Here is a 24,163-nt window from a genome sequence, read left to right as displayed (position 1 = left end):
ATGCTCGCTGTTTTTCTGTCAGCGGAACAGATTCTTCTTGTGCCTTCCTTAGAATTCGATCGGCAGGCTCAAAGATACAATAAATTTGGTGTCATCGTCATAGCCGCCGTCAACGTCGTCAACGACCTGGCCGATGGTGAAGCTCAGGTTGTCGTTGAAGGCATAGCCCAGGTCAACGTGCGCCAGGTCGTCTTCGTGCAGACCGTAGGTAACGCTGAATTTGTCAAAGGTCGCGCCAACGGTGGCGTACCAGTACTCATCCAGATCTTCCAAGCCGTGGTAGTAGGTCACAGCAACCGGACCAAAGCCCAGAGACACAACCGCTTCGGTCAGATCACCGATATCGGGAGAGGTGTCCATGGTCTCTTCAACCCACTGCTGATTTTCCCAGTCAATCCAAGAGGTGGTCTCGGAGGCACTCGGGTAGTTATAGTTCCAAAGGCTAACGTCGTAAGTGAAGCTACCCACTTCGCCACCGTAACCGATGTACAAATCGTATTCTTGGCCAAGAGCGGCGTCACCAGAGGAGCCCCAGATACCAGCGTAGAAGCCACCGGCGCTCACAGTGATATCACCGGAGATGGCAGCGTCGCCATTGCCAAGGTCCAGACCACGCCAGTAGTACATGTTGGCAGCGCCCACAGATGCAGACACTTCAGCAGCGTTGGCCACCGGCGCCATGGCGCTCAGGGCAATGGCAGAAGCAGCGACGGCACTGGCCAGCACTTTTTTGTTCATCATCTTCATGAAATCTTCCTCTAGTTTCTAATGGCAGTAATATTCTTGTGTTAGCTGTCGATTAGCACACCGATCAAGCTTGCCCGAGTAATAGCGAAGACCGAGCCAACTTGGTCTTTTTCTTATTTATCAGTCAGTTAGAAAACTTTGGCCACGCCGCATAAAGTCGGCAAGGCCGACGGGGCACCATTAGCGGGCAAATTGAAAAGCTCAGGCAAAGCCGGCGCACCACCATAGTGCAAACCTTTATGACTGATCACCCAAAGGCTTCGAGAACACCTCCAGATAGGCCACCAGCGCGAGCAAGACCAGCCCCGCCCCGACCAGCACCTGAACTGCCGGGCGCTCTTGAGCCAGAAGTGCGCCGAGCACTATCGCGACGACAGGCGTCACCAGGGTAATCAATGACACTACCGTGGGCGGAAGGCGCGCCAGCACATAGAAAAACAGCGTAAATCCCAATAGAGAGCCGCCAATGGCCAGGTAGACAATAGCCGCCAATGAGGCGCTATCGAGTTGCCAGTGCCCGCCGGTAAACCACCACAACAGCAGTAACCCCGGCAGCGCAAACATTAGGGCACCGGCGGTCTGGTTAAAGGCATCGACCTGCATATCCAGACGTTTCAACCAGACACTGCTAAAACTGAACAACCCACAGGAGAGCAGCATGCCCAAAACACCGGGCGCAGAGCCGGGCACGGCGCGCAACTGCCCGGCAAAAACCAGCCCCAAGCCTGCCAGCGCCACAACAAGAGCCAACAGCCGGCGCCGATTAAACGGGTTGTCGCCCAGCATCAACCAACAGAGCAGGCCCGTCACAAAAGGCGAAAAAGCAAAAACAACAGCCATCAACCCTGAGGGAATAAACTGGGCAGACCAGTACACCAGGGGCATATTGGGAAAGATACCGATCGCGGCGGCCAGGTAGGCTTTCCAGACGCCTGGCCGGTCAAACAGAGACTTGCCGATCACCGCATTGATCATCAACGCCAGCGCGAGCGCAATCAGCATGCGCAGGCACACCGCCGCCATCACACTGCCGGCACCGTTGCTCCAGTGAATGGCGAGCGGGGTTGTCCCCCAAATCAGAACAACCAATAGATAAGCAATAAGCACCGGCACTTTCCCTTCCTCCCTCTGCCGTGGTGCCGCGCTCCTGTGCCAGAAACAAAAAAGGCCGCAGGAGAGTCGCTGCGGCCTTTTTTGTGTGTAATAGCGTTATTCAGTCATCTGTTATCGCTTCTCCACCAGCCGCAAACGCACGCAGGCACTGCCAGCCAGACTCGGCGCAGTGCAACGGCGGTAATCTTTGCGATCTTGCGAAGAAGCATCACTCAGTGATCCAAAAAAAACATTAAGCGCCTACTTTACGCCCAGTCGTCGAACGGCACAAGCAGCTGCAGCAAGTATTGGTTAAGATAGTCAGTCAATCGCCAACGAAGAGACAACGAACAGCGCATGCAAACCTATCTTGTCGGCGGCGCAGTCCGCGACTCACTGCTCGGCTACCCCTTCAGCGAAAAAGACTGGGTGGTGGTCGGCGCGACGCCGGAACAAATGGCGGCCCTGGGGTTCACATCGGTAGGCAAGGACTTTCCGGTATTTTTGCACCCCGAAACAAAAGAGGAACATGCTCTGGCGCGCACCGAGCGCAAAACGGCCCCCGGCTATACAGGTTTTGCTTTTCACTGCGCCCCCGATGTCAGCCTTGAAGAGGATTTGCAGCGCCGCGACTTGACCATTAATGCCATCGCGATGACCGAGACCGGCGACTTGATCGATCCCTATGGCGGCGCCGGGGATATTGCGCGCAAACAGCTGCGCCACGTTTCCGCGGCATTCGCCGAAGACCCGGTACGCATTCTGCGAGTGGCACGCTTTGCCGCGCGCTATCATCATCTCGATTTTCAGGTGGCCCCCGAGACCCGGCAGTTGATGCAGCAGATGGTCAAAGAGGGCGAGGCCGATCATCTGGTCGCAGAACGGGTCTGGAAAGAGATGTCACGGGCATTGGGTGAAAAACACCCCGAAGTGTTTATCCAAACGCTACGCGACTGCGGTGCTCTCGCTCGTCTCATGCCCGAACTCGATGCCCTCTTTGGGGTACCGCAAACCCCCAAACATCATCCGGAAATCGACACGGGGGTACACAGCCTTATGTGTCTGACGCAGGCGAGCCGCCTCACTGAACAGGTCGCGGTGCGCTTTGCCGCGCTCATGCACGATCTGGGCAAGGCACTGACGCCACCTGAGCAGTGGCCGCGCCATATTGGTCATGAAGCACTGGGAATTGCGCCGGTAAAAGCACTCTGCGCTCGCCTGACTGTGCCCAACGACTGTCGCGATCTCGCCCTGCTGTGCGCCGAGTTTCACCTACTGGTGCACCGGGCCGAGGAGCTCAGACCCGCCCGAATCCAGCAACTGTTTGTGCAAACCGATGCCTACCGCCGGCCCGAGCGCTTCGCCCAACTCTTGCTCGCCTGTGAAGCCGATGCCCGCGGACGCACTGGGTTTGAACACCGCCCCTACCCACAAGCCGATTACTTAACCGGCGCACTAGCAGCGGCCAACCGTGTCGACATCAAAGCCCTGCTGGCGCAGGGGCATCAGGGCGCCCAGCTCGGCGAGCAAATCGAGCGCGAAAAAGTCAACGCCATTGCCCACTACAAATCACAAGCTCAACAACTCCGGAACGCCGACAATGATTGAAAGACCTGTGGCCTTAATAACCGGCGGCGCGCGTCGTATCGGCGCCGCCATCGCCCGCCACCTGCACGAAAACGGCTGGAACCTCGCCATTCACTATCGCCGCTCAGCCACAGAGGCCGAGGCCCTGGCAGGCGAGTTAAACCTCACCCGCCCGGCAAGCGCCGCTGTTTTTGCCGCCGACCTTTGCCGTAACACTGAACGGGACGCACTGGCCGAAGCCGTCCTCAACCACTGGCAGCGACTGGATGCGTTGATCAACAATGCGTCGAGCTTCTACCCGACACCGATCGGCGAGGCCACTGAGGCGCAGTGGGACGACCTGTTTGGCAGTAACCTTAAAGCGCCCTTCTTTTTGAGCCAGGCGCTGGCCGGCGCACTCAAACGGCAAGGCGGTTCGATCATCAACATCGCCGATATTCACGCCGACCGACCCCTCAAAGCACACAGCCTCTATTGCATGGCCAAAGCCGGTAACGTCATGCTGACAAAAACCCTGGCCCGGGAACTGGCACCTGAGATTCGGGTCAACGCCGTAGCCCCGGGCGCCATCGCCTGGCCCGAAGATGCCGCGGCCCTGTCTGAGCAGGAACAAACGGCTATACTGGCCAAAGTGGCGCTCCATCGCACGGGCGACCCTATGGACATCGCACGCACCGTCCGGTTTCTGCTTGAGCAAGCCCCCTACATTACCGGGCAAATCATCAGCGTGGACGGCGGCCGAACGTTGCAAGGTTGAGGTACTCCATGATTAAAACGCTCTGGTTAACCGGGGACGGCGAGCGCCGTATTGGCGGCGTAGAACAAATTGCACTCTGGCAGAAAGACAAGGAGGGTTACCTGTGGGTCGACATACTGAGTGAGAACACCAGCGCCGAGCGCGAACTGCTGCTATCGCTGGACTGCCACCCCCTCGCCGTGGAGGACGCTCAGCGCAAGCGCCACCCCCCGAAAACCGAAACCTTCGATAACCAAGTGCTTATTCTCTACCGCGGCATCACCAGTTTTGATGAAGAGCTGAACGTAGAGTTGGTGCCCATTGCCCTGTTTGCCGAAGAGCGCTGCCTGATCAGTGTGCACCAGGGTAAATCCATGAGCATTCAGCAGCACTGGAACGACAGCAAAAGCGAGCTCTTGCGCCAGCCTGCAGTGCTCGCCACACGTATCTTGCACTACTCGGTGGGCCGCTACCTGGAAGCCGTACTGACCTTTGAGGAGCGTATCAACGAGCTGGAAGACGCCATGCAGGAAAAACCCAGCGACCAGATTATGCGCTCGCTGATCATGTACAAATCACGCCTGCGCAAGCTCAAACGCATTTTCAACTACCACGAGCGGATTGCTCAGACCCTGTTGAAAGAAACACCGGAATTATTACTGACCACAGAACCGGACATTGTCCACGCCCTGCAGGATTTGTACGACCGCTGCGAGCGGGTGCACAGCCTGGCAACCATGTACTACGAAATTTGCGGCGACCTGATCGAAGGCTACCTATCGCTGACTTCCCACATGCTCAATAACACCATGCGCGTGCTCACGGTGATCACTGCGATCTTTGTCCCCCTGACGTTTATTGCCGGTATCTACGGCATGAACTTCGAGTACATACCCGAGCTGCAGTTTCACAACGGCTACTTTATCGTCATGGGACTGATGGCCATGATCGGCGTTGGACTGCTGGCCCTGTTTCGCCGTTTGCGCTGGCTGTGAACCAGCCAAGCGGTGGCGCTAGGGTCGAGCTGAGGTCGCACTAAGGTCGCGGCCACGCCACTCGAAGGCCACAGGCCAGAGTTTTTGCTGGCTTTTATCGTAAGCGCGCCAAAGTTCGGCGTAAGTGACGCCCAAAGCTGGATGTGGGGTGTCAGGGGCGAGTTCGGCCATGGGTAAAAGCACAAAGGCGTTTTTGGTGATTTCATCGCGCGGCAGGTGCACGCCCTCTCTATCGCCCACCAGATCGTCCACCGTCAGAATATCAATATCCAGAGTACGCGGGCTGAATTTGGGGCCCGAGCGGTTGCGGCCATTGTCATCTTCAATCTGTTTGAGCCGCGCCGACAATTCGGCGATGCTGAGCTCGGTATCGACACCGACCACCAGGTTGAGAAAATTGCGCCCGGCAAAGCCCACCGCTTCGCTTTCGTAGACGGTGGAAATATCCAGGCACGCAAACTGCGCACTTAACGCATCCAGCGCCGCCGCAATATGGCGGTAGCGATCAATGTTACTGCCCAGACTCAAAAAAACACGGCTCATGCCGGCTTTGCCCCTCGCTCGATAATCAGGCCCACGTCGCGCGCGCCACGCAAGGCACCCGGCTTGCTCAGACGCAGACGCAGCCAAGGCACCTTAAACTCCTCGCGCACCAGCGCGGCAATTTCCTCAGCCAGCGACTCCACCAGCAGGGCGTTGCGCCCTTCGACGTAGGCAATAATGTGCTTGGAGACGGCTTTGTAGTTCAGCGCATACTGGATGTCGTCGGTCTCGGCAGCGCGGCGAATATCGCTGGCCATTTCCAAGTCCAGGCTGACCGTTTGGCGCACCTCGCGCTCCCAGTCGTAGATGCCGATAATGGTTTGAATCTGCAAATCTCTGATATAGACGATATCCATGATGATCTCTTGTCGATGCGGCAGGCTACAGGGGCGGCAGGCTGTCCAGCGGCCAGCGCGGGCGAACGTTGATGGGTAAACCTTCACTCTGACCGGCGGCCAGGCGCTGGGCACCCGCGTAGGCGATCATGGCGCCGTTATCGGTACAGAATTCGTGGCGGGCGTAAAAGACGCCGGCGCCGATTTTGGCCAGGGCTTTTTCCAACTCGCTGCGCAGACGCTGATTGGCCGATACCCCCCCGGCAATCACCAAACGCTCGAAGCCAGTCGCCTCCAGCGCCCGGCGGCACTTGATCACCAAAGTAGACACCACCGCCTCCTCGAAGGCGTGAGCAATATCGGCCGAGGTTTGCTCATCGGGCAGGCCATCGGTTTGCTTGTGCTCAGCGACGGTATTCAGTGTGTAGGTCTTCAGGCCTGAAAAACTGAAATCCAGTCCCGGCCTGTCGATCATCGGCCGGGGAAAGGTAAAGCGCCCGGGGCGGCCCGACTGCGCCAGGCGTGCAATGTGTGGCCCACCGGGGTAATCCAGGTCCAGCATTTTCGCCGCTTTGTCAAAGGCCTCGCCCGCGGCATCGTCAAGCGACTCACCGAGCAACTGATAACGCCCAATGCCGTCGACCTTGACCAATTGGGTGTGCCCGCCGGACACCAGCAGGGCAACAAAGGGAAACTCGGGCGGATTGTTCTCCAGCATCGGGGCGAGCAGATGCCCCTCCATGTGGTGCACGCCGATAGCCGGCACACCCCAGGCATAGGCCAGCGAGCGCCCGACGCTGGCACCCACCATCAGCGCCCCCACTAACCCCGGGCCGGCGGTGTAAGCCACCCCCTCGATTTGCTCGGGCGCCACCTGCGCACGAGCCATCACACCGCGAATCAGCGGCAGGATCTTACGCACGTGATCCCGCGAGGCCAGCTCCGGGACCACACCGCCGTACTCGGCATGCAGGGCAATCTGAGAGTACAGCTCATGGGCCAGCAAACCGCGCTCGGTATCGTAAAGCGCTATTCCGGTCTCGTCGCACGAGGTTTCAATACCCAGTACCCGCATGAATCTCCGATCTCTCTGTCATAAAAGCACGCTATCATATAGATCGGCTCCACGGGGGGCCAGCCAAAGGGGTCAAAAAAGCCGTAAATTGCCCTTGCAGCGACCACTGTATGTGTATAAAATCCCGCCCCCTTAGAGCGTGAGACATTTTTTTTGTTTAACCAAAGGTAACCACATGCCTTCAGTAAAGATTAAAGAAAACGAGCCGTTTGACGTCGCCCTGCGTCGTTTCAAGCGTGCCTGCGAGAAAGCGGGTGTTTTGGCCGAAGTTCGCAGCCGCGAGTTCTACGAGAAGCCCACTTCTGTGCGCAAGCGCAACATGGCAGCGGCGGTTAAGCGTCACGCCAAGAAAGTGCAGCGCGAATCTCGCAAGTTTCAGCGCCTGTACTGATCATCGGTAGGCCGCCCTTTAGGCGGCGTACCAGCTCTGCAAGACGGGAAATGTATGGCTTCTGCACTCCAAACCCGGATTAATGACGAGCTGAAAACCGCCATGCGCGCAAGAGACAAAGCGCGCGTGGCGGTTTTGCGTCTCATTAATGCCGAATTTAAGCGTATTGAAGTGGACGAGCGTATTGAGCTGGATGACGCCAGAGTACTGGCCGTGCTCGACAAAATGCTCAAACAGCGCCGCGACTCAATAGAGCAATACGAGAACGCCGGACGCACAGAGCTTGCCGAGCAAGAGCGCGCCGAGAGCGCCGTGATCAGCGAATTTCTACCGCAGCCGCTGACCGATGCCGAGCTGGACGAGATTGTCGATAAGGCCATCGCCCAGACAGGCGCGAACGAAATGCGCGATATGGGCAAAGTCATGGGCTTAATCAAGCCTCAGGTACAGGGCCGGGCCGATATGGCCGATGTCAGCAAACGGATTAAAGCCAGCCTGGGCTAACGGCTTACCTGCTCGACTCATTCCCGCTAAACTCTCTCCATGAGTCGCATCCCCCAGTCCTTTATTGATGAACTGCTTGACCGCGTCGACATTGTCGAGGTGGTGGATCATCGCGTCAAACTGAAAAAGACGGGCAAAAACTACGCAGCCTGCTGCCCCTTTCACGACGAAAAGACCCCGTCCTTCACTGTCAGCCCCGACAAACAGTTCTATTACTGCTTTGGCTGTGGCGCCAGTGGCAATGCCGTCGGTTTTATCATGGATTACGAGCGCATCGCCTTCCCCGAAGCGGTGGAGCAGCTCGCTCACCTGTGCGGCCTGGATGTACCCAAAGAAGAGGCCACACCCGCCAGTTCGCGCCAGGAGCGGCTGCGCAAGCGGCTGTACGAGCTGTTGGAAAAGGCCTGCGACTACTACGCCGACCAGCTGCGCCATCATCCCGGCCGGGCAAAAGCGGTGGATTACCTCAAAGGTCGCGGCCTGGACGGACGCATCGCCCGCGATTACGGCATTGGTTACGCGCCACCGGGATGGGACAACTTACTCAAGGCCCTGGGCACTAGCGCCGAGGAGCGCGACGGCCTGCTCACCGCCGGCATGCTGATTCAGCCCGAGGGCTCAGACCGTCTCTACGACCGCTTTCGCTACCGCATCATGTTCCCGATTCGCGACACCCGGGGCCGGGTCATCGGCTTTGGCGGGCGGGTTCTGGGAGACGACAAACCCAAGTACCTGAACTCGCCCGAGACACCGGTCTTCCACAAAGGGCAAGAACTCTACGGCTTACACGAGGCTCGCCTGGCGTACCGCAACCTGCCACGCCTTCTGGTGGTAGAAGGTTATATGGACGTGGTCAGCCTGGCACAGTTTGGTATCCGCTACGGTGTCGCCACTCTGGGTACAGCCTGCGGCGAAGAACACTTGCAACGCGCCTTTCGCTACACCAGCGAGGTGGTGTTTTGCTTCGACGGCGATAGCGCGGGACGGCGCGCCGCCACCCGTGCATTGGAGTCCGCCCTGCCGGCCATGACCGACGGGCGGCAGGTCAAATTCCTGTTTTTGCCCGAGGGTGAGGATCCGGATACGCTGGTGCGCCAAATCGGGCCCGACAAGTTTGAAAACCTGATCAATATGGCAGTACCACTCGAAGACTACCTCTTTGACGCCGCCGCCGAGGGCATCAACATTCGCACCATGGAAGGTCGCGCCCACCTGAGCAAGCGCGCCGCGCCCCTGCTCGCCCAGCTGCCCAAGGGCGTGTTTAAAGAGCTGATGTTTGATGCCCTGGCGAACCGCACCGGGCTCAACCGGGCGACACTGGAAGAGCTGGTGGACACCCCCGAGCCGCTGCCCTCGCACAGAGCCCCTGAGGCGCCGGAAGCCGCGGCCACCGTGAAAGTCTCTGAGCTACAGCCGGAGCTAAGCTACACACCAGAAGAGGCCTCAGGGCCGCCCCTCGAAGAGATTCCGCTGTCGGCCTACGACGAACCCGAGCCAGACGCCGAGCCTGCAGAGCGCCCGGCGCCGACAGTGCCGGGCCGCTACCTGATGCCGCCCGAACACAAAGCTATTGCCCTGCTGCTGGCAGAGCCCGAACTCGCCCGCCAGGAGCCCGAGCACGATTTCTGGCTCAATCAGGACAGCCTTGAGCTGCGACGCTTAGGCCGCCTGCTAAAACTGCTCAACGAGCGGCCGCACTATCAGCTGCCCCATATTCTGGGCCACTGGCGTGCCAACTACGGCGAAGCCGAGTGCGACCTGCTGGCCGCCATCGCCGGCAATGACTTGCTGCGCGCTGCCGCCAGCCTGAGCAAGGCCGAACAGGGCGATGAGCACGCCTACAAGCCGGCCGCCGCACTGCAATCGAGCCTGAGAAAAGTCCGCGAGCAACTCGACCGCCAGCGCCGAGGCCGGGCCATGGCGCGACTGAAGAGCCCCGAAGCGCAGCATCTGTCGCGCGAGGAGAAAAGCGCGCTCTACGCAGAGGCGATCGGCAAGCGGCCCGAGTAGCGCCCGACAGCGGCATTTTCCCCCTATTTTTCAGCCAGCTACCTTGAATTTCCTAGAACTCACCCAACCCTTTAGGCTATAATCCCGCGCTTGCTTTTTAACTGCTACTTTTCACAGGGTTCCGAATGGCTGACGACGCTAAACAGCAACAGTCTCGTATTAAAGAGCTCATCGCTCGAGGTAAAGAACAGGGTTACCTGACCTACTCCGAAGTGAATGACCACCTGCCCGAGGACATCTCCGATCCGGATCAGGTTGAAGACATCATTCAGATGATCAACGATATGGGCATTCGCGTCTTTGAGCAGGCGCCGGACGCCGATACCCTGTTGATGGCCGATGGCGACTCCTCGGCCGACGAGATTGCCGCCGCTGAAGCCGCCGCTGCCCTGGCTGCGGTGGAAACCGAGGCAGGTCGCACCACAGACCCTGTGCGCATGTACATGCGCGAAATGGGCACGGTTGAGCTGTTGACCCGCGAAGGCGAAATTGCCATTGCCAAGCGCATCGAAGAAGGTGTGCGCGAGCTGATGCACGCCCTGTCCCACTGGCCCGGCACTGTGCAGCAAGTCATCGACGAGTACGATCTGGTCGCCAAAGAAGAGCGCCGCCTGGCCGATGTCATTATCGGCTGGCTGGACCCGTCCGATGAGATCCCCACCGCCGGCGCCACGCCTGCGAAAAACGACGACGACAACGGCGAAGACGACGAAGAAAGCACCTCCGGCGTTGACCCGGAAGAAGCAAAAGAGCGTTTTACTGCGCTGAAAAAGCAGCTGGCAAAAGCGGAGAAAACCGTCGAGAAGCACGGCCGCGACAGCAAACAGGCGGACAAAGAGCTGGACGCCCTGGGCGAAGTGTTCAAGTTTTTCAAACTGCCACCGCGTCAGTTCGATCCGATTTACGCCAGCGTACGCAGCATTCTCGATCGCGCCCGCCAAGAAGAGCGCACCATCATGGAGTTGTGCGTGCGCAAAGCGAAAATGCCGCGCAAAACCTTTGTTAAAGAATTCCCCGGCAACGAATCCAACGAACAGTGGATTGCCGAGATCATCAAGAAAAAGCGCGATTACTCCGAGGCACTCAAGCCTCTGGAAGCTGATATCGTGCGCGCTCAGCGCAAGCTGCTGCAAGTCGAAGAAGAGAGCGGCCTGAACTTGGTTGCCATCAAAGACATCAATCGTCGCATGTCCATTGGCGAGGCCCGGGCACGCCGCGCGAAAAAGGAAATGGTCGAGGCCAACCTGCGCCTGGTGATTTCTATCGCTAAAAAATACACCAACCGCGGCCTGCAGTTCCTGGATTTGATTCAGGAGGGCAACATCGGCCTGATGAAAGCCGTGGACAAGTTCGAGTATCGCCGCGGCTACAAGTTCTCGACTTACGCTACCTGGTGGATTCGCCAGGCGATTACCCGCTCCATTGCGGATCAGGCGCGCACCATCCGTATTCCTGTGCACATGATCGAAACCATCAACAAACTCAACCGGGTTTCGCGTCAAATGCTGCAGGAAATGGGACGCGAACCCACCCCGGAAGAACTGGGCGAGCGTATGGAAATGCCAGAGGACAAAGTACGCAAAGTCCTCAAGATTGCCAAAGAGCCCATTTCCATGGAGACGCCCATTGGTGACGATGAAGATTCGCACCTGGGTGACTTTATCGAGGATACCACCATCGTCTCCCCTGTGGACTCAGCCACCAGCATCGGCCTGACCGAGTCCACCCGGGAAGTACTCGCCGGCCTCACCGCCCGCGAAGCCAAAGTACTGCGCATGCGCTTCGGCATCGACATGAACACCGACCACACCCTCGAGGAAGTGGGCAAACAGTTCGACGTCACCCGTGAGCGTATTCGTCAAATCGAGGCCAAGGCACTGCGCAAACTGCGCCATCCCTCGCGCTCCGATCACCTGCGCAGCTTTTTGGACGAATAAGGGATTTACGTGCATTCGGAGCCGGCTATAATGCCGCTCCGAAACGGTGAACGGTGAACGGTGAACGGTGAACGGTTCATTATTCACCACAAAAACGAATATTACTACTGAACGCAGTAGGTTTTGTTCACTGACTAGGCAACACCGCTCAGAGAACAAAAAAGCAAGTTTAAACGCAGGGATTTTTCGTTGTAGCTAGGAGCCGCGCAGACGAACGAGGGAGCATACATCGAGTATGTGACTGAGTGAGGCGGCCGTTTAGAGCTCCATGCAAAAACGGCATTTCCGCCATCCATGGCGGTCAAGAATGCGACGACGCTACAGCGGAAAAGAACATCACTACTGAACGCAGTAGGTTTTGTTCACTGACAAGGCGCTTGGGAGACACCCGCAAGGAGCATATATTAATATGTGACTGAGGATGACGAGCAAGCAACGCAGTTCAGAGGACAAAAGATCAAGTTCAGGGCCTTTAGCTCAGTTGGTTAGAGCATCCGACTCATAATCGGCAGGTCCCCAGTTCAAGTCTGGGAAGGCCCACCATCTAATAAAAAACCCCACTCCGCTTAAGCTGAGTGGGGTTTTTTATTAGATATTGTCTGCTCAATGCTGTTCGCTCTGGCCAGTTCACAAATTTGACGGGATCAAATTTGGGCGCGGGAGCGCAGCGACGGCGGGCAACGCCCGAGGCACAGGACGTGCCGAGTCCACTCTGGGAAGGCCCACCATCCAGAAAGCCGCTACCTCTTAGGTAGCGGCTTTTTTATGGCCTTGACCTCGCTGATGCCTCGGACCCATTTGTCTTTTTATCTTCGCCTTTCTACTCACGACAGTCCATACCAACCTGCCTTGCGCTTTGAACCATTCGGCCCAGGCCTTGTCTGGCATAGAACCCAAAACAACTAGCACTGTGCCCAGGCCATGGATCTGCTGACCGGCAAACAAAACGACTTTCAACCCGAAGCGATTACAGCGCGCGCGCAACCACCCAAGCGCTTTAGCAAGGCGACCCTAGTGGCTTTTACGGTGTCCCTTGCCGCGCATCTTGCCCTGGCCCTCTATTGGCAGCTGCCACTAAACGCGGTGCCGGACACACCGGGCTCACCCTCGCTGCAGCTGCGCTTGACGATGACAGCCGTCGCACCAAAACCTAAGGACAGCAGACCACAACCAGCACCTGATCAGCACCAAACCACCAGTAGCCACACCGACGCGCTACCCGAGCCTCAGCCAAGGCCACAGCCAAAACGGGAACCACAGGAAACAAAACTGCAAACGCAGAGCACGGCGGCTTCTGCAACACTCTCACCGCCGGTGGAGACACCACCGACGCCACACGCCAGCCGTCCCGGTGTGGTTTTTAACCCCACTTTGCGCAGGCAGCTGCGCGAGGCGCAGGGCTCCGACCCGCGTGCGGCGACTACCGACCGCGCCACCAGTTACACAGACGTCAGCGGGCGCACCTATGTGGACCTCGGAAAAGGCACCTGCCTGCGCTCTGCCGCGAAGGACCGGGGCGGCATCACCCAGAACTGGTACCTGAGTAACTGTCAGGGCAGCTCCAGCGAGGGCGACGATATCCTGGCGGGCCTGGAACGCCAGCTCGAAGACCGTGCCATTAATTCACCAGCTGGCGCAGGTGCCGCGCCATAACCCCTTTGGCCAGAACAACGGTCTCTTCACTGTAGCCGCCCGTTTGCCCCAGGCGCCGCAACAGAGGGGTTTTCCCCACCAACAGAAACACAATTCGCCCTACCAGAAAGTGCGTTTCCATGAGGACTTCATCTTCTTCGGCACTGCGCTTCATCAACCGTGAGATCAGAAAACTCAAGGTGGAATGAACCTGCAAAAAGGCGTTTTTGTATAGGTGTTCAAACGCCTCTGTTGGATTAACCTGCTCTCTCATGATGACCATTAGCCACTTTTCCGCCTCGCGGTCACAGGCGAAAAGGTCAATCATTTTATTCGCCAACTGATTGAGCAGCTCCAGTGCCAATACTGGTGAGAGCTCGTCCGCGGGAGGCGCCTCGGCAAACAGTTGGGCAATGCCGAGCTTTTCCTTGAGGTGCTGGCCGATGTGCTCGGCAATAGCGAGGTACAAACCGCGCTTATTGCCAAAGTAGTAGGCAATGGAGCCGATATTGGCGCCGGCGCGATCGGCAATCATACGTGTGGTGGTCGCCTTAAAGCCCAGCTCGCCAAACAACGCCATTCCGGCATCCAGCAACTTGGCTTCGGTGCTGTCACCTTGAGCAAGAGCCGGGCGCGCATTCGCTTTTTTTTGCGTCATGCGGCCTTCCCCTGTGGATGAATTCTAAACGCGTAGCTATAGAGCACCGGCACCACGGCCAGAGACATTAGGGTACCCACCGCCAAACCAAACGCCATCGCACAAGCCATTCCATAAAACAGCGGATCGCGACCAATGATCAACGGCATAAAGCCGAGTACCGTGGTCACGGTGGACATAATAATCGGACGCAAGCGACGCACCGAGGCCTTAATGACCGCCTCGTGATCGGAATAATCCGGGTTGGCCCTGTCGATATCAATGCGGTCGATCAGGACGATGGCGTTATTGATAATAATACCCGCCAGGCTGTACAAGCCGAGCAGCACCATAAAGCCAAAGTTCGCACGCATGATCAACAGCCCGAGCGCAACGCCCAGGGTCACCAGCGGAATCGTGACGACAATAAGCAGCGGACGCTTGAAAGAGTTAAACTGCGCTACCAGCAAAATGATAATCAAACCAAGGCACAGAGGCAGGTTTGCCTGAAGTGCAGCCTGACCTTCGGCCGACTCCTGCACCACGCCGTCATACTCAATCCAGTGCCCCGGCGGCAGCGTTTTCTCCAGCGCCCGCAACTGCTCATCAACCATGGGTTGCATTTGCTCGGCAGTAAGCACCTTGCTGCGCCCCTCGACGGTAATGGTGCGAACCAAATCCTCGCGATCGATGCGGGCGTAACCACTGTCCAGCCGGACCTTGGCCACTTGATTCAAGGGCACACCGGCGCCGCCGCTTTCCAGCGGGTAGACGGTCAGAGATTTCAGTCGCTCAAGACTGGCTCTCTCTTCGTCCTCGTAGCGCAGAATAATGGGAATCAGGTTGTCCCCCTGGCGAAACCGCGACAACTGGTAGCCATCGATGGCGCCAGCCAGTGAGCGGGCAATGTCCTGCGAGGTCACACCGGCGGCGCGCGCCTGCGCCTGATTGACATCAATGCTTAGAGCGGGTACGCGAGCCTCCCAGCTGTGCTTAATGTCCCGCGCACCGGACAACCCTGCTAAAATCGTTTCAACGTCTTTCGCCGTTGCAAACAACACCTCGCGGTCCGGCCCTTTTATCTGCACTTCCAAAAGGTTGCTGTCTGATGGGCCGAGAAACATTTTCACCACTTGCGCTTGCAGCTCAGGAAACTCGCGGCCCCAAAAGCCTCGCATCACCTCTATCACATGATCCACGCGATCCCGGCCATTGACATTGGCGACAATAAAACCTTTGTTGGGCGCCGGATCAATCGGCGTCAGGGACAGCACAAACCGGGGGCCGCCAAAACCTGCGTAGCCAGCGACGCTGTCCACCTCATCTTGCAAGGTGGGTTCAGCGAGTAGCTTTTCGCTGATTTCGCGAACGGATTCATCGGCGAGTGTGGGGGAGATATCCACCGGAAAATCCAGGTACACCAGCACCTGATTGCGGTCCGAGTCGGGAAAGAATTTTTTCGGCACCAGCTGCATCAGTCCTATGCCGACGACCAAAAGCGCCGCCATTGCGGCCAAAAACAAAACGCGATGAGCGAGAATGCCCCGCAACAGGAATTCATAGCGCCGACTCATGGCGCCAAACAGCTTATCCGAGAGCGTTGGCTTATCACCACCCCGGGCGTTCGATGGTCCAGGCGCGGTTAAGAAGCGATGACACAGAGCCGGCGTCACCGTCAATGACAACAGCCACGAGCCCATCAAGGTGATCGCAATGACAATGGAAATGGAGCGGGTATACTCGCCGGCAACATGATTGGCGAGCATCAACGGCAAAAACACCATAATGGTGGTGAGCGTTGAGGACAGCAGCGGTAGCGCCAACTCCGAGCCGGTGTTGGCCAGGGCTTCATCCCGGGTATCACCCGATTCCAAACGGGTTTTAAAGTCCTCGGCGACCACAATGGCGTTATCCACCAGCAAGCCCAGAGAGATCACCAGTGTGGCCAGGCTCATACGTTGCAGCGACATGTCGATAAAGCCCATGACCCCCAAGGTCACCAGCATCACGGCAGGAATAATCGAGCCGACAATAAGACCGGTGCGCACGCCGAGAAAGAGGATCACCACGCCGAGAACAATGGCCAGCGTTTGCAACACACTGTAGGTCACGCCGTAAACGGCGTTGGCCACCTGATCGGCCTGAAACGTCATAATGTCCAGACGATACCCTGCCGGCAGGGTATCCCTGACCTGCTCGATACGCGCTTTAACCCGCGCGCCATAGTCCAGCACGCTGCGCCCATCGAGCATGGATATCGCGAAGACAATAGCCCGCTCGCCGTTAAAGTAGGCCGTCTGGCTCACCGGTTCAAGATAGCCTCGCTCTATGCGCCCGAGATCGCCAAGGCGCATAGAGCCGCCGTCGCCCGGCAAAGAGACCTCGGCATTTTCCAGAGCCTCTAGCGAGTCGTAGGCGCCGCTGACTTGCAGGGCAAACCGCTGCCGGCCCGCCTCCATCACCGCCGCCGGTGGCATGATATTGCGCTGCTGCAACTGCGAGGCAAGCTGCCCCGGTGACAAACCCAGTTCCGCCAGGCGCGCCTCGGGCAAATCAATGTAAATTCGCTCTGGCTGAATCCCTAGGAGCTCTACCCGGCGAGTGCCCTCCACGCCATAGAGCTCAGCGCGAATGTGCTCGGCTATTTCCTGTTGCTCGGCATGAGAGAACACCTCCGAGCGCAGCGCGGCGGTGACGACCGCCACATCACCAAAGTCGTCGTTCAGGACGGTCGGCTCTGTGCCCTCAGGAAGCTGCGGTCTGGCGACGTCTATCTGCTCGCGCACTTCATCCCAGATTTGATCGAGATCGAAAAATTCATCGCGAATTTCAACATGAATCAGCGAGCGACCGCGCATGGACGTGGAGCGCACCTTCTCCACCTCGCCCACTTCGCGAATACTCACCTCCAGCGGTTTGGTGATTTTCTCCTCGACCTCTTCGGCAGAGAGACCGGGGTAGGCGGTGCTTACCAGAGCTTCACGAATGGTGATTTTTGGATCTTCACGGGCTGGCAAATTAAAGTAGTTGCTAAAACCAAAGACCACGGCGACAAACAAAGCGAGATAGACCACCGGGCGAAACCGGAAAGCCAATTGCGAAATATTCATCAATTAAACCGCTCCGCACCCTGGCCCAGCACCGCAACTTTGTCGCCAGCGGCGACAAACTCGGCGCCGCGCGAAACCACTTGCTCACCATCGCCGAGCTCGCCACTGACCAACGCCCGATCCCGGCGCAGCTCCAACACGGTAATAGCGACTTTTTCTAAACGGTTGTCAGCGCCGAGGCGCAACACAAACACACTCGCGTCTTCGGCATAGATCAAAGCAGTCATGGGCACCAAAAAGCCAACCCCCTCGGGCATCCCCGAACTGGAGCTGAGTAGCACTTGCGCGGTCATGCCGGCGCGAAGGTCGGCACCCGGCGTCTGCAGTGCCAGCACAACAGGGTAATTATTGGAGGAGGCGGGCTGGCTACCCACATGTTCAATCCGGGCGGCGTAGGCGGCATCGGGCAGCGCGGGGATTCGCACCTGCTGCTCGCTGCCGAGCTCCAACTTGCCCACCAGCGCCTCGGGCACATGCGTGTAGACCTCAAAGCCACCGCGCTCGGAGAGCGCCTCAAGCACCGGCTCATTGGGTGCTACCCGCTGTGCCGGCTGGGCCAACCGCTCGCTGATGGCACCGGCAAAAGGCGCTTTCAGCTGCGTAAGCTCAACATCTCTGGCCGCGATATTGACCGCCGCCTGCGCAGAGCGATAACGCGATTGGGCGGTATCAAAGGCGGCCTTGGCCCCATCGAGGCTGGCGTTGCTGACAAACCCCTGTTCCTGCAACTGCTGCTGGCGCTCATAGTCGAGCCGCTTTTCCGTGAGCGCCGCCTGCGCCTCTGAGGCTGAGGCTCGCGCCTGCTCGAGCTGGAGCCGGTAGCGTTCAGCATCCAGTGTGGCCAACACCTGGCCGCGGGCAATGGCATCGCCGACATCCACGTTTAGCTGTTCAATTTCACCGCCCACTTCAAAACTCAATACAGTGCGCTCAACCGCACGCACCTTACCGGTCAAGCTGGTCTGGCTGGCGCCATTGGCGGGGACCACCCTGGCGACGTCCACCAGACGCGCTGGCTTGTCCTGTTCCTGAGGAGAGCCTGTCTCACTGCAGGCACTCAAGAGTGCCGGCACCAGTGCCCACGCACAGAGTCTTCGCTGCCACTGCCTGTTTGCTGCCACACCTACCTCCAAACCAGAATTTAATCAATTGATTAATGATATAATCAATTGATTAAATCAGCAAGGTCATTCACGCGTGGCTGCGCGAGGCTCCTCTCCGGCCTGGGTGGTACCCGCATCCTCCTGAAGCACCCGGCGTAAATCATCCAGGTTTTTACGAATGGCCTTGCCGTAGCTTTTGTCGTCCCCCCAGACTTTTGCCAACTTGCGCAAGGAGCTTTCGTCGTGCTGCTCAAACAACTCTCCGGCTCTGCGAGCAGCCTCCTCCGGCTGGCCGAGCAGTTTGAGAGCGTCTACCCCAAGCGCCAGAGCCGAATGAAAGGTTTCGCGGCGCAAACCGTCGACACCGGCGTCAATCAACTGATAGGCGTGGCGCCGGTCAATGGCACGGACCAACACCTTGAGATTGGGAAAATGCTTTTTCGCCGTCTGTATGATTCTCATGGCACGGTCGGGCTCATCCACCGCAACCACCAAAAGCCGCGCCTGATCGCCACCTGCAGCGCGTAACAGGTCGCTGCGTGAAGCATCGCCGTAATACACCTTATTGCCAAAGCGCCGTACCAGCTCCACCTGACCCGGGCTGTGATCGAGGATCGTCAACTGATAACCCTGGGCCGAGAGCAGACGGCCGACAATCTGACCAAAGCGCCCGTAACCGGCAATGATCACGTGCTGCGTGGGGGCGATATCACCATCGGCCTCGGGCGCCGGTTGCGCCCTGCCCGTGCGCGAAAAGCCCCACTCGTAGAGCGCCAGCAGCAGTGGCGTAACCAGCATGGACAGGGCCACCACCAGCGTCAACATGCCACCAACACTATCATCAAAGACCTGACCCGCCTCGGCGGCACTGACAATGACAAAGGCGAATTCGCCACCCTGTGCCAGCGCCAGGCTGAACAGCAAACCGCGCCAGCGCCCCATTTTGAACACCACAGCCAAAAGCAGCAGCACCGCAAGCTTGACCAGAATGAGCAGCGCCACACCCAGGGCAATGAGCAGGGGCTTATCCATCATTAAGTCAAAATTAATGCTTGCTCCCACCGTAATAAAAAACAGCCCCAGCAGCAGCCCTTTAAAGGGCTCGATGTCCACCTCGATTTCATGGCGGTACTCACAATCGGCCAGGACCACACCGGCAATAAAAGCGCCCAGTGCTGGCGACAAACCAATGGCCTGCATCAAGACCGTAATGGCCACTACGATAAACAGTGCAAAGGCGGTGAAAATCTCCCGCAACCCAGCCTCGGCAATCTGTCGAAAAATAGGGGCGGCGAGAAAGCGCCCCGCAAGGATGACCGCGACAATGGTGCCCACACTAATGGCCACCTGAATCAGCACCGGCTGCTGGGCAATGATGCTGTGATCACCCACGGACGGGTCGGCGCCACCGCCAACGGACAGCAGCGGCAAAAAAGCCAGAATGGGAATGATCGCCACATCCTGAAACAGCAGCACCGAAAAGCTGTTTGAGCCGGCCGGTGTGCGCAGCAAGCCGCGCTCCTCCAGAGACTGTAAAACAATCGCCGTGGAAGACAGCGCCAACGCCAAACCCGCCGCCAGCGCGCTTTGCCAGGGAATATCCAAAAACGCCAGCACCAAAAGACCGATCAGGGCGGCGGTCAGTGTCACCTGCAGGCCACCGAGCCCGAGAATCGGTTTGCGCAAATCCCACAGGCGCGAGGGCTGAAGCTCAAGGCCAATCAGAAACAGCATCATTACGACACCGAACTCAGCGACGTGCATCACATCGGTTTGATCCCCCACCAGAGCAAACGCATAGGGACCGATCAAGACACCGGCGAGCAGATACCCCAGCACCGACCCCAGTCCCAGACGTTTGGCCAAGGGAACAGCAATGATTGCCGCGCAAAGATAAATAAGGGCGTTGAGCAACATCAAGATCTCCTGTTTACATTTACCGGGCCGACGATGGTACGGCGCAGCTGCTATGCTAAGAATACCACCTGCACCACAGGTTTATAGATTTTGCGCGGCAGATCCATAGGCATTCGCTGTGCGTATCACGCACACAGACCGCGGGCTCATAAACTCAGAGGCTGGTTATGATTTGCATTACTGCAGTTGAGGTGTTGCCGGTAGCCGCCCCACCGACCGGGTTTGGGGCCGATGCGCGTAACCTTGCCCAGGGCGGCCCGGTTTATGCCAATGTCTACCTGCGAGTACATACCAGTGATCCCTCCCTTGTCGGCCACAGCATCATTTTTACCAACGGTCGTGGACTGAAAGAACAGTGCGACCTCACCCTGCGCATGGCGCAAAGAACGCTGCTCAAAAGCTCTCTGGATATCGCCGCGCTGCACAAGGGCTACGGTTTTGGTCAGTTTGTGCAAAACTTAATGCAGGACTCTGACTACGCCTGGCTTGGCAGCGCTGGCATGTCGCGGATGGCGGCCGGGGCCATCATCAATGCCCTGTGGGATTTGATGAGCCAGCGCCTCAAGCTGCCTGCCTGGCGAGCACTGCTGACATTGACCCCCGAACAACTGGTTTCGCTCATCGACTTTGAACCCATTGCCGATGTTCTCAGCCCCGCCGAAGCCTGCGCCATGCTCAAGCGTGCCCGCGCTGGTTTGCCGGAACGCGAGCAGGCACTATTAGCTCAGGGCTTACTCGCCTACAACACCGCGGGGTGGAGCGGGATCGAGCTGCCGGCATTGTGCGGGCAGGTACGGCATCTGATCGACGAGCTCTGGCCGCACATCAAAATCAAAGTCGGCGCCGAGTTTGCACGCGAGCGCCTCGCCGCAAGCCGCCGGGGAGACCGGCTCACGCGCGGCCAACTCGACGACATGGCCAAGCGCGCCGCCGCCAGCGATACCGAGCGCCTGCTCGCGGTGTTTGCCACCATAGACGAGCATGATCGGCGCATGCAGAAAATGACCCTGGCCGTAGACAGCAACCAAGTGTTCGATGTGCAAAGCGCTCTGGTGTTTATTCGCAAGCTGGCGAGAAACCTCTACAAAACCAACCCGCGTTATCAAATACAGTGGTTCGAAGAGCCCACCAATCCGCACAGCGCCCTGGGGCACCTGCAAATCAAACACGGTTTACAGATGGCGTTTGTCGACTGTGAACCGCCGCTGCAAGTGCCCATTTCCACGGGCGAACAGGGCAGCAACCCAGCCATATTTAAAGATTTGCTGTTCGCCAGCCTGGGGCGCTTTGAAAACGAAAAGCACAGCGCCATTGATGTACTGCAAATGGATTATTGCAGAGTCGCAGGCATCGCCGACAATCTGGCGATACTGCTGCTTGTGCATAAAGCAAGGCAGCAAGGCCACGAAGTGCGCCTTTGCCCCCATGCAGGGGGTATCGGTTTGTGCGAAGGTGTGCGCCATATTCAGGCCATCAATCTAGCGCTTTTCGGTACCGCCTCAGCCGGGGCAGCGCCCGATATTCTGGAGTATGTCGCCGAACCCGAGCGCAGTGTTCACGAAGGCATTTTCAACAACCCAGCCATCATCACCAAGGGCCGCTATCGGCTGGACAACACCCCAGGCGTAGGCGTTGACTACTCTCAGGCCGGTCTCGACCGCTACCGGTTACCCGACGGCAGTGCCTGGCAGGAGAGCGGCGCTTTGCAGCGCTTAGCGCAAGAGCTGGTTTGAACAGCGTCGTCAATCCGGCTTATCACCCTCTTGTTGTTCGGCCGGCGCTTGATCGTCCTTCGCTTTATCTGTGTCATTCGCCGCCTCATCCACAGGCTTATCCACCACCAACCGTGCCGGTGGTGCACTGCCGTCCTTGTCTTCGCCGAAGTACAGCGTTTGATGAGGAAACGGAATCTCAATATTGCGCTCATCGAAGACATACTTCATCCGACGGTTGAATTCACGCCCGACCAGCCACTGTTTGATCGGACGGGTTTTGATCCGCGCTTTAATCACTACGGCACTGTCGGCAAACTTATCGACGCCCAGCACTTCTATGGGCTCGAGGATCAGATCGGCATATTCATCATCCGCCTGCATTTGCTCGCCGATCTCCTGCAGTACAGCGATGACTTCATCGGGGTCTTCGCGATAAGCCACACCGACATCAAACATGTAGTAGCTGAACTCTTTGGTGTAGTTCTCGACCACCGAAATTTCACTGAAGGGAACGGTGTAAACGCGACCATCCAGATCCCGCAACTGCACTTTGCGCAGGGTAATTTTTTCCACCAAACCGGTTTTGCCGCCCACGGCAGCCACATCGCCCACCTGAATCAGATCCTCGACGATCACAATAAAGCCGTTGAGTACATCTTTGATCAATGCCTGGGCGCCAAAGCCAACGGCCACACCGATCACACCGGCGCCGGCCAGCAAAGGGGTTACATCCACGCCCAGTTCTGAAATCACCGTGATACCCAGAATCACCAGCAAGGTGCCATAGAGGATGTTGCGGGCAATGGGCAAAAGTGTATTGATTCGGGGACTGCCTCTTTGCGAGAGGCGGTAGAAATAGCGCTCGAGCGCTGCGGTAATCAACTCAAAGATGGCCACTGTGAGCATCAGTGCGATGGTAAAGCTCAAAAAGCTCACCAGCCATCCTGAAGCCGTGGAAACAAAGCCCGCGTCGCTCTCCACGCCCCACCAGACAACAAAGAGTGAAATCAAGGTAAAAATCAGAACAAAAGTGATCAGGATAAAATTGGCCAGTCGATGATAAACACCGAGACGCTTCTGGCTGATGCGCAAGCGGGTTTTGGCGTTAGCCAGTCGCCGTTTAAGGCGGCGCGTCGCCAGCTTGATTAGAACGATCAATGTCAGAGAAATCACCACGGCAATGGCGCTGACAAAGGCTTTGGCAGACCAGCTGGCATCAAAACCAAAACGCGAGAGCATGGCGTTCACATGCGCCTCCCAGCTTTGAGTTACCTCAGCCACATCAAGGACCTGGCTGACATCCAGGCCCACTGGCAAGCTCGACGCCTCGCTCGATGAGGCCGCTTCGCACGACTCTCCCTCGCACTCAGAGGCAGCGCTCGAAGAAGACGAACTGTCGCCGAAGTTGACTTCCACGGGAGCGGCTTGCAATGAAGACGTCGCGCCCAGCGACACAAGCAGCAGTAGTAACCCGATCCAGGTGATTCCTTTGAGCATTATCCCAATCCTCTGCTGAGTTAACCCATACAGTCTAATCAGGGCTTAGGCAAAAATACATAATGATTAAAGTGAACCCAAACTTGTTATGGGCTCTGCGGTGACTGGCGCCACCAGAAAGGCTGCAAACCACAAAAAAAAGCGGCCCCTTAGGGCCGCTTTTGCGAGGGGGACCGAACTTAGCAGTTCTCGTCAGACACTTCCTCACAGGCATCTTCAACGCCGTCCGATACTTCGTCGGCCGCATCGTCCATGGCATCGCGGGTATTATCCACCGCATTGTCGACTTTCTCACCGAACTCCTCGGCGGCTCCATCGTTGTTTTCACACGCCATCAACGGCAGTGCAAACATCATTACCAGTGCAATACGCTTCAAAATGTCCATAACAAGCTCCTTACCTTAAATGTTGTTACTTGCTCTATTGTGTCTCCGCCCGCTCAGCGTCGGCGACTTTTGTTTGCATAAAGACTATAGCGTAAAGTGTGCCAGTTTTATGAAGGAGCGACAGAAAGCCCAGAAACATAAATTTAAGCCATTGATTTAGCTGGATAATTTTATTTTCACGCACTTTGCACCGGCAAGAACATCGAGAGCGCCA

Annotated in this window: 20 protein-coding genes and 1 tRNA gene; 10 read left to right on the top strand and 11 right to left on the bottom strand. The window is 57.7% G+C overall.

The window, feature by feature from the left end; all coding sequences use genetic code 11:
- Nucleotides 1–48 precede the first annotated feature (48 nt).
- Both QWI16_RS15205 and QWI16_RS15200 read right to left on the bottom strand, forming a co-directional pair.
- Nucleotides 49–747, bottom strand: a complete 699-nt coding sequence (locus QWI16_RS15205) for a TorF family putative porin (protein ID WP_302714350.1) — start codon at nucleotides 745–747, stop codon at nucleotides 49–51.
- A 237-nt stretch (nucleotides 748–984) separates the two neighbouring features.
- Nucleotides 985–1,860, bottom strand: coding sequence for a DMT family transporter (locus QWI16_RS15200; RefSeq protein ID WP_302714349.1), 876 nt, complete (start codon nucleotides 1,858–1,860; stop codon nucleotides 985–987).
- Nucleotides 1,861–2,196: 336 nt separating this feature from the next.
- Between QWI16_RS15200 and QWI16_RS15195 the strand changes: the two genes are divergently transcribed.
- From QWI16_RS15195 to QWI16_RS15185, 3 genes are read left to right on the top strand one after another with little or no spacing between them, the layout of a single operon-like run.
- Nucleotides 2,197–3,447: a multifunctional CCA addition/repair protein gene (locus QWI16_RS15195; RefSeq protein ID WP_302714347.1), complete on the top strand. Its 1,251-nt coding sequence runs from the start codon at nucleotides 2,197–2,199 to the stop codon at nucleotides 3,445–3,447.
- Nucleotides 3,440–4,183 carry a pteridine reductase gene (locus tag QWI16_RS15190; RefSeq protein ID WP_302714345.1) on the top strand — a complete coding sequence of 248 codons (744 nt, stop codon included), beginning with the start codon at nucleotides 3,440–3,442 and terminating at the stop codon, nucleotides 4,181–4,183. The genes QWI16_RS15195 and QWI16_RS15190 overlap by 8 nt, the downstream gene beginning before the upstream one ends.
- Before the next feature lie 8 nt (nucleotides 4,184–4,191).
- Nucleotides 4,192–5,157: a magnesium transporter CorA family protein gene (locus tag QWI16_RS15185; protein ID WP_302714342.1), complete on the top strand. Its 966-nt coding sequence runs from the start codon at nucleotides 4,192–4,194 to the stop codon at nucleotides 5,155–5,157.
- Nucleotides 5,158–5,175: 18 nt separating this feature from the next.
- On the opposite strand, the gene folK is transcribed toward QWI16_RS15185, so the two are convergent.
- From folK to tsaD, 3 genes are read right to left on the bottom strand one after another with little or no spacing between them, the layout of a single operon-like run.
- Nucleotides 5,176–5,700, bottom strand: a complete 525-nt coding sequence (gene folK, locus QWI16_RS15180; protein ID WP_302714339.1) for a 2-amino-4-hydroxy-6-hydroxymethyldihydropteridine diphosphokinase — start codon at nucleotides 5,698–5,700, stop codon at nucleotides 5,176–5,178.
- The gene (gene folB, locus QWI16_RS15175; RefSeq protein ID WP_302714337.1) at nucleotides 5,697–6,056 is read right to left on the bottom strand and encodes a dihydroneopterin aldolase; all 360 of its coding nucleotides are present in this window, start codon (nucleotides 6,054–6,056) and stop codon (nucleotides 5,697–5,699) included. The genes folK and folB overlap by 4 nt, the downstream gene beginning before the upstream one ends.
- Nucleotides 6,057–6,081: 25 nt before the next feature.
- Entirely contained in the window at nucleotides 6,082–7,110 is a 1,029-nt protein-coding gene (tsaD, locus tag QWI16_RS15170) for a tRNA (adenosine(37)-N6)-threonylcarbamoyltransferase complex transferase subunit TsaD (RefSeq protein ID WP_302714335.1), read from the bottom strand.
- Nucleotides 7,111–7,285: 175 nt separating this feature from the next.
- Here tsaD and rpsU point away from each other — a divergent pair, with 175 nt between their 5' ends.
- From rpsU to QWI16_RS15140, 6 genes are all read left to right on the top strand, one after another.
- On the top strand, nucleotides 7,286–7,501 hold the full coding sequence (gene rpsU, locus QWI16_RS15165) for a 30S ribosomal protein S21 (protein WP_302714333.1): 216 nt from the start codon (nucleotides 7,286–7,288) through the stop codon (nucleotides 7,499–7,501).
- A 54-nt stretch (nucleotides 7,502–7,555) separates the two neighbouring features.
- Nucleotides 7,556–8,005 (top strand): GatB/YqeY domain-containing protein, encoded by a 450-nt coding sequence (locus QWI16_RS15160; RefSeq protein ID WP_302714331.1) that lies wholly within the window; start codon nucleotides 7,556–7,558, stop codon nucleotides 8,003–8,005.
- 39 nt (nucleotides 8,006–8,044) lie between these two features.
- Complete coding sequence (dnaG, locus tag QWI16_RS15155) at nucleotides 8,045–10,015, top strand: DNA primase (protein WP_302714330.1); 1,971 nt, start codon at nucleotides 8,045–8,047, stop codon at nucleotides 10,013–10,015.
- 125 nt (nucleotides 10,016–10,140) lie between these two features.
- A complete protein-coding gene (gene rpoD / locus QWI16_RS15150; RefSeq protein ID WP_302714329.1) occupies nucleotides 10,141–11,952 on the top strand; it encodes an RNA polymerase sigma factor RpoD in 1,812 nt (603 codons plus the stop codon).
- A 466-nt stretch (nucleotides 11,953–12,418) separates the two neighbouring features.
- Nucleotides 12,419–12,495: transfer RNA gene (locus QWI16_RS15145), tRNA-Ile, on the top strand.
- A 378-nt stretch (nucleotides 12,496–12,873) separates the two neighbouring features.
- Nucleotides 12,874–13,605 carry a hypothetical protein gene (locus QWI16_RS15140; RefSeq protein WP_302714328.1) on the top strand — a complete coding sequence of 244 codons (732 nt, stop codon included), beginning with the start codon at nucleotides 12,874–12,876 and terminating at the stop codon, nucleotides 13,603–13,605.
- On the opposite strand, the gene QWI16_RS15135 is transcribed toward QWI16_RS15140, so the two are convergent.
- The 4 genes from QWI16_RS15135 to QWI16_RS15120 form a co-directional block, all read right to left on the bottom strand.
- On the bottom strand, nucleotides 13,571–14,242 hold the full coding sequence (locus QWI16_RS15135; RefSeq protein WP_302714327.1) for a CerR family C-terminal domain-containing protein: 672 nt from the start codon (nucleotides 14,240–14,242) through the stop codon (nucleotides 13,571–13,573). The two genes, QWI16_RS15140 and QWI16_RS15135, sit on opposite strands and share 35 nt — an antisense overlap.
- A complete protein-coding gene (locus tag QWI16_RS15130) occupies nucleotides 14,239–17,331 on the bottom strand; it encodes an efflux RND transporter permease subunit (protein ID WP_302714326.1) in 3,093 nt (1,030 codons plus the stop codon). Before QWI16_RS15130 ends, QWI16_RS15135 begins: the two co-directional genes overlap by 4 nt.
- Nucleotides 17,331–18,452, bottom strand: a complete 1,122-nt coding sequence (locus QWI16_RS15125; RefSeq protein WP_302714325.1) for an efflux RND transporter periplasmic adaptor subunit — start codon at nucleotides 18,450–18,452, stop codon at nucleotides 17,331–17,333. The genes QWI16_RS15130 and QWI16_RS15125 overlap by 1 nt, the downstream gene beginning before the upstream one ends.
- 66 nt (nucleotides 18,453–18,518) lie before the next feature.
- Nucleotides 18,519–20,351, bottom strand: coding sequence for a monovalent cation:proton antiporter-2 (CPA2) family protein (locus QWI16_RS15120; RefSeq protein WP_302714324.1), 1,833 nt, complete (start codon nucleotides 20,349–20,351; stop codon nucleotides 18,519–18,521).
- 167 nt (nucleotides 20,352–20,518) lie between these two features.
- On the opposite strand from QWI16_RS15120, the gene QWI16_RS15115 reads away from it, so the two are divergent.
- A complete protein-coding gene (locus QWI16_RS15115) occupies nucleotides 20,519–22,084 on the top strand; it encodes an enolase C-terminal domain-like protein (protein ID WP_302714323.1) in 1,566 nt (521 codons plus the stop codon).
- A gap of 9 nt (nucleotides 22,085–22,093) precedes the next feature.
- Here QWI16_RS15115 and QWI16_RS15110 read toward each other — a convergent pair whose 3' ends face one another.
- Nucleotides 22,094–23,563, bottom strand: a complete 1,470-nt coding sequence (locus QWI16_RS15110; RefSeq protein WP_302714320.1) for a mechanosensitive ion channel family protein — start codon at nucleotides 23,561–23,563, stop codon at nucleotides 22,094–22,096.
- Nucleotides 23,564–23,742: 179 nt separating this feature from the next.
- The gene (locus QWI16_RS15105; protein ID WP_302714318.1) at nucleotides 23,743–23,949 is read right to left on the bottom strand and encodes a hypothetical protein; all 207 of its coding nucleotides are present in this window, start codon (nucleotides 23,947–23,949) and stop codon (nucleotides 23,743–23,745) included.
- Nucleotides 23,950–24,163: the final 214 nt, after the last annotated feature.

It is taken from the genome of Gilvimarinus algae, assembly GCF_030518215.1.
Classification (GTDB): domain Bacteria; phylum Pseudomonadota; class Gammaproteobacteria; order Pseudomonadales; family Cellvibrionaceae; genus Gilvimarinus; species Gilvimarinus algae.
Note: the sequence above shows the minus strand (reverse complement) of the source record. Positions and strands in the feature narration are given on the sequence as shown.

Coding starts and splice junctions, on each gene's coding strand:
- QWI16_RS15135 (WP_302714327.1), bottom strand. CDS start 14,242: ATGACGCAAAAAAAAGCGAATGCGCGCCCGGCTCTTGCTCAAGGTGAC.
- QWI16_RS15185 (WP_302714342.1), top strand. CDS start 4,192: ATGATTAAAACGCTCTGGTTAACCGGGGACGGCGAGCGCCGTATTGGC.
- QWI16_RS15190 (WP_302714345.1), top strand. CDS start 3,440: ATGATTGAAAGACCTGTGGCCTTAATAACCGGCGGCGCGCGTCGTATC.
- QWI16_RS15115 (WP_302714323.1), top strand. CDS start 20,519: ATGATTTGCATTACTGCAGTTGAGGTGTTGCCGGTAGCCGCCCCACCG.
- tsaD (WP_302714335.1), bottom strand. CDS start 7,110: ATGCGGGTACTGGGTATTGAAACCTCGTGCGACGAGACCGGAATAGCG.
- QWI16_RS15105 (WP_302714318.1), bottom strand. CDS start 23,949: ATGGACATTTTGAAGCGTATTGCACTGGTAATGATGTTTGCACTGCCG.
- rpoD (WP_302714329.1), top strand. CDS start 10,141: ATGGCTGACGACGCTAAACAGCAACAGTCTCGTATTAAAGAGCTCATC.
- QWI16_RS15160 (WP_302714331.1), top strand. CDS start 7,556: ATGGCTTCTGCACTCCAAACCCGGATTAATGACGAGCTGAAAACCGCC.
- QWI16_RS15195 (WP_302714347.1), top strand. CDS start 2,197: ATGCAAACCTATCTTGTCGGCGGCGCAGTCCGCGACTCACTGCTCGGC.
- folK (WP_302714339.1), bottom strand. CDS start 5,700: ATGAGCCGTGTTTTTTTGAGTCTGGGCAGTAACATTGATCGCTACCGC.
- QWI16_RS15140 (WP_302714328.1), top strand. CDS start 12,874: ATGGATCTGCTGACCGGCAAACAAAACGACTTTCAACCCGAAGCGATT.
- folB (WP_302714337.1), bottom strand. CDS start 6,056: ATGGATATCGTCTATATCAGAGATTTGCAGATTCAAACCATTATCGGC.
- rpsU (WP_302714333.1), top strand. CDS start 7,286: ATGCCTTCAGTAAAGATTAAAGAAAACGAGCCGTTTGACGTCGCCCTG.
- QWI16_RS15110 (WP_302714320.1), bottom strand. CDS start 23,563: ATGCTCAAAGGAATCACCTGGATCGGGTTACTACTGCTGCTTGTGTCG.
- QWI16_RS15120 (WP_302714324.1), bottom strand. CDS start 20,351: ATGTTGCTCAACGCCCTTATTTATCTTTGCGCGGCAATCATTGCTGTT.
- QWI16_RS15205 (WP_302714350.1), bottom strand. CDS start 747: ATGAAGATGATGAACAAAAAAGTGCTGGCCAGTGCCGTCGCTGCTTCT.
- dnaG (WP_302714330.1), top strand. CDS start 8,045: ATGAGTCGCATCCCCCAGTCCTTTATTGATGAACTGCTTGACCGCGTC.
- QWI16_RS15130 (WP_302714326.1), bottom strand. CDS start 17,331: ATGAATATTTCGCAATTGGCTTTCCGGTTTCGCCCGGTGGTCTATCTC.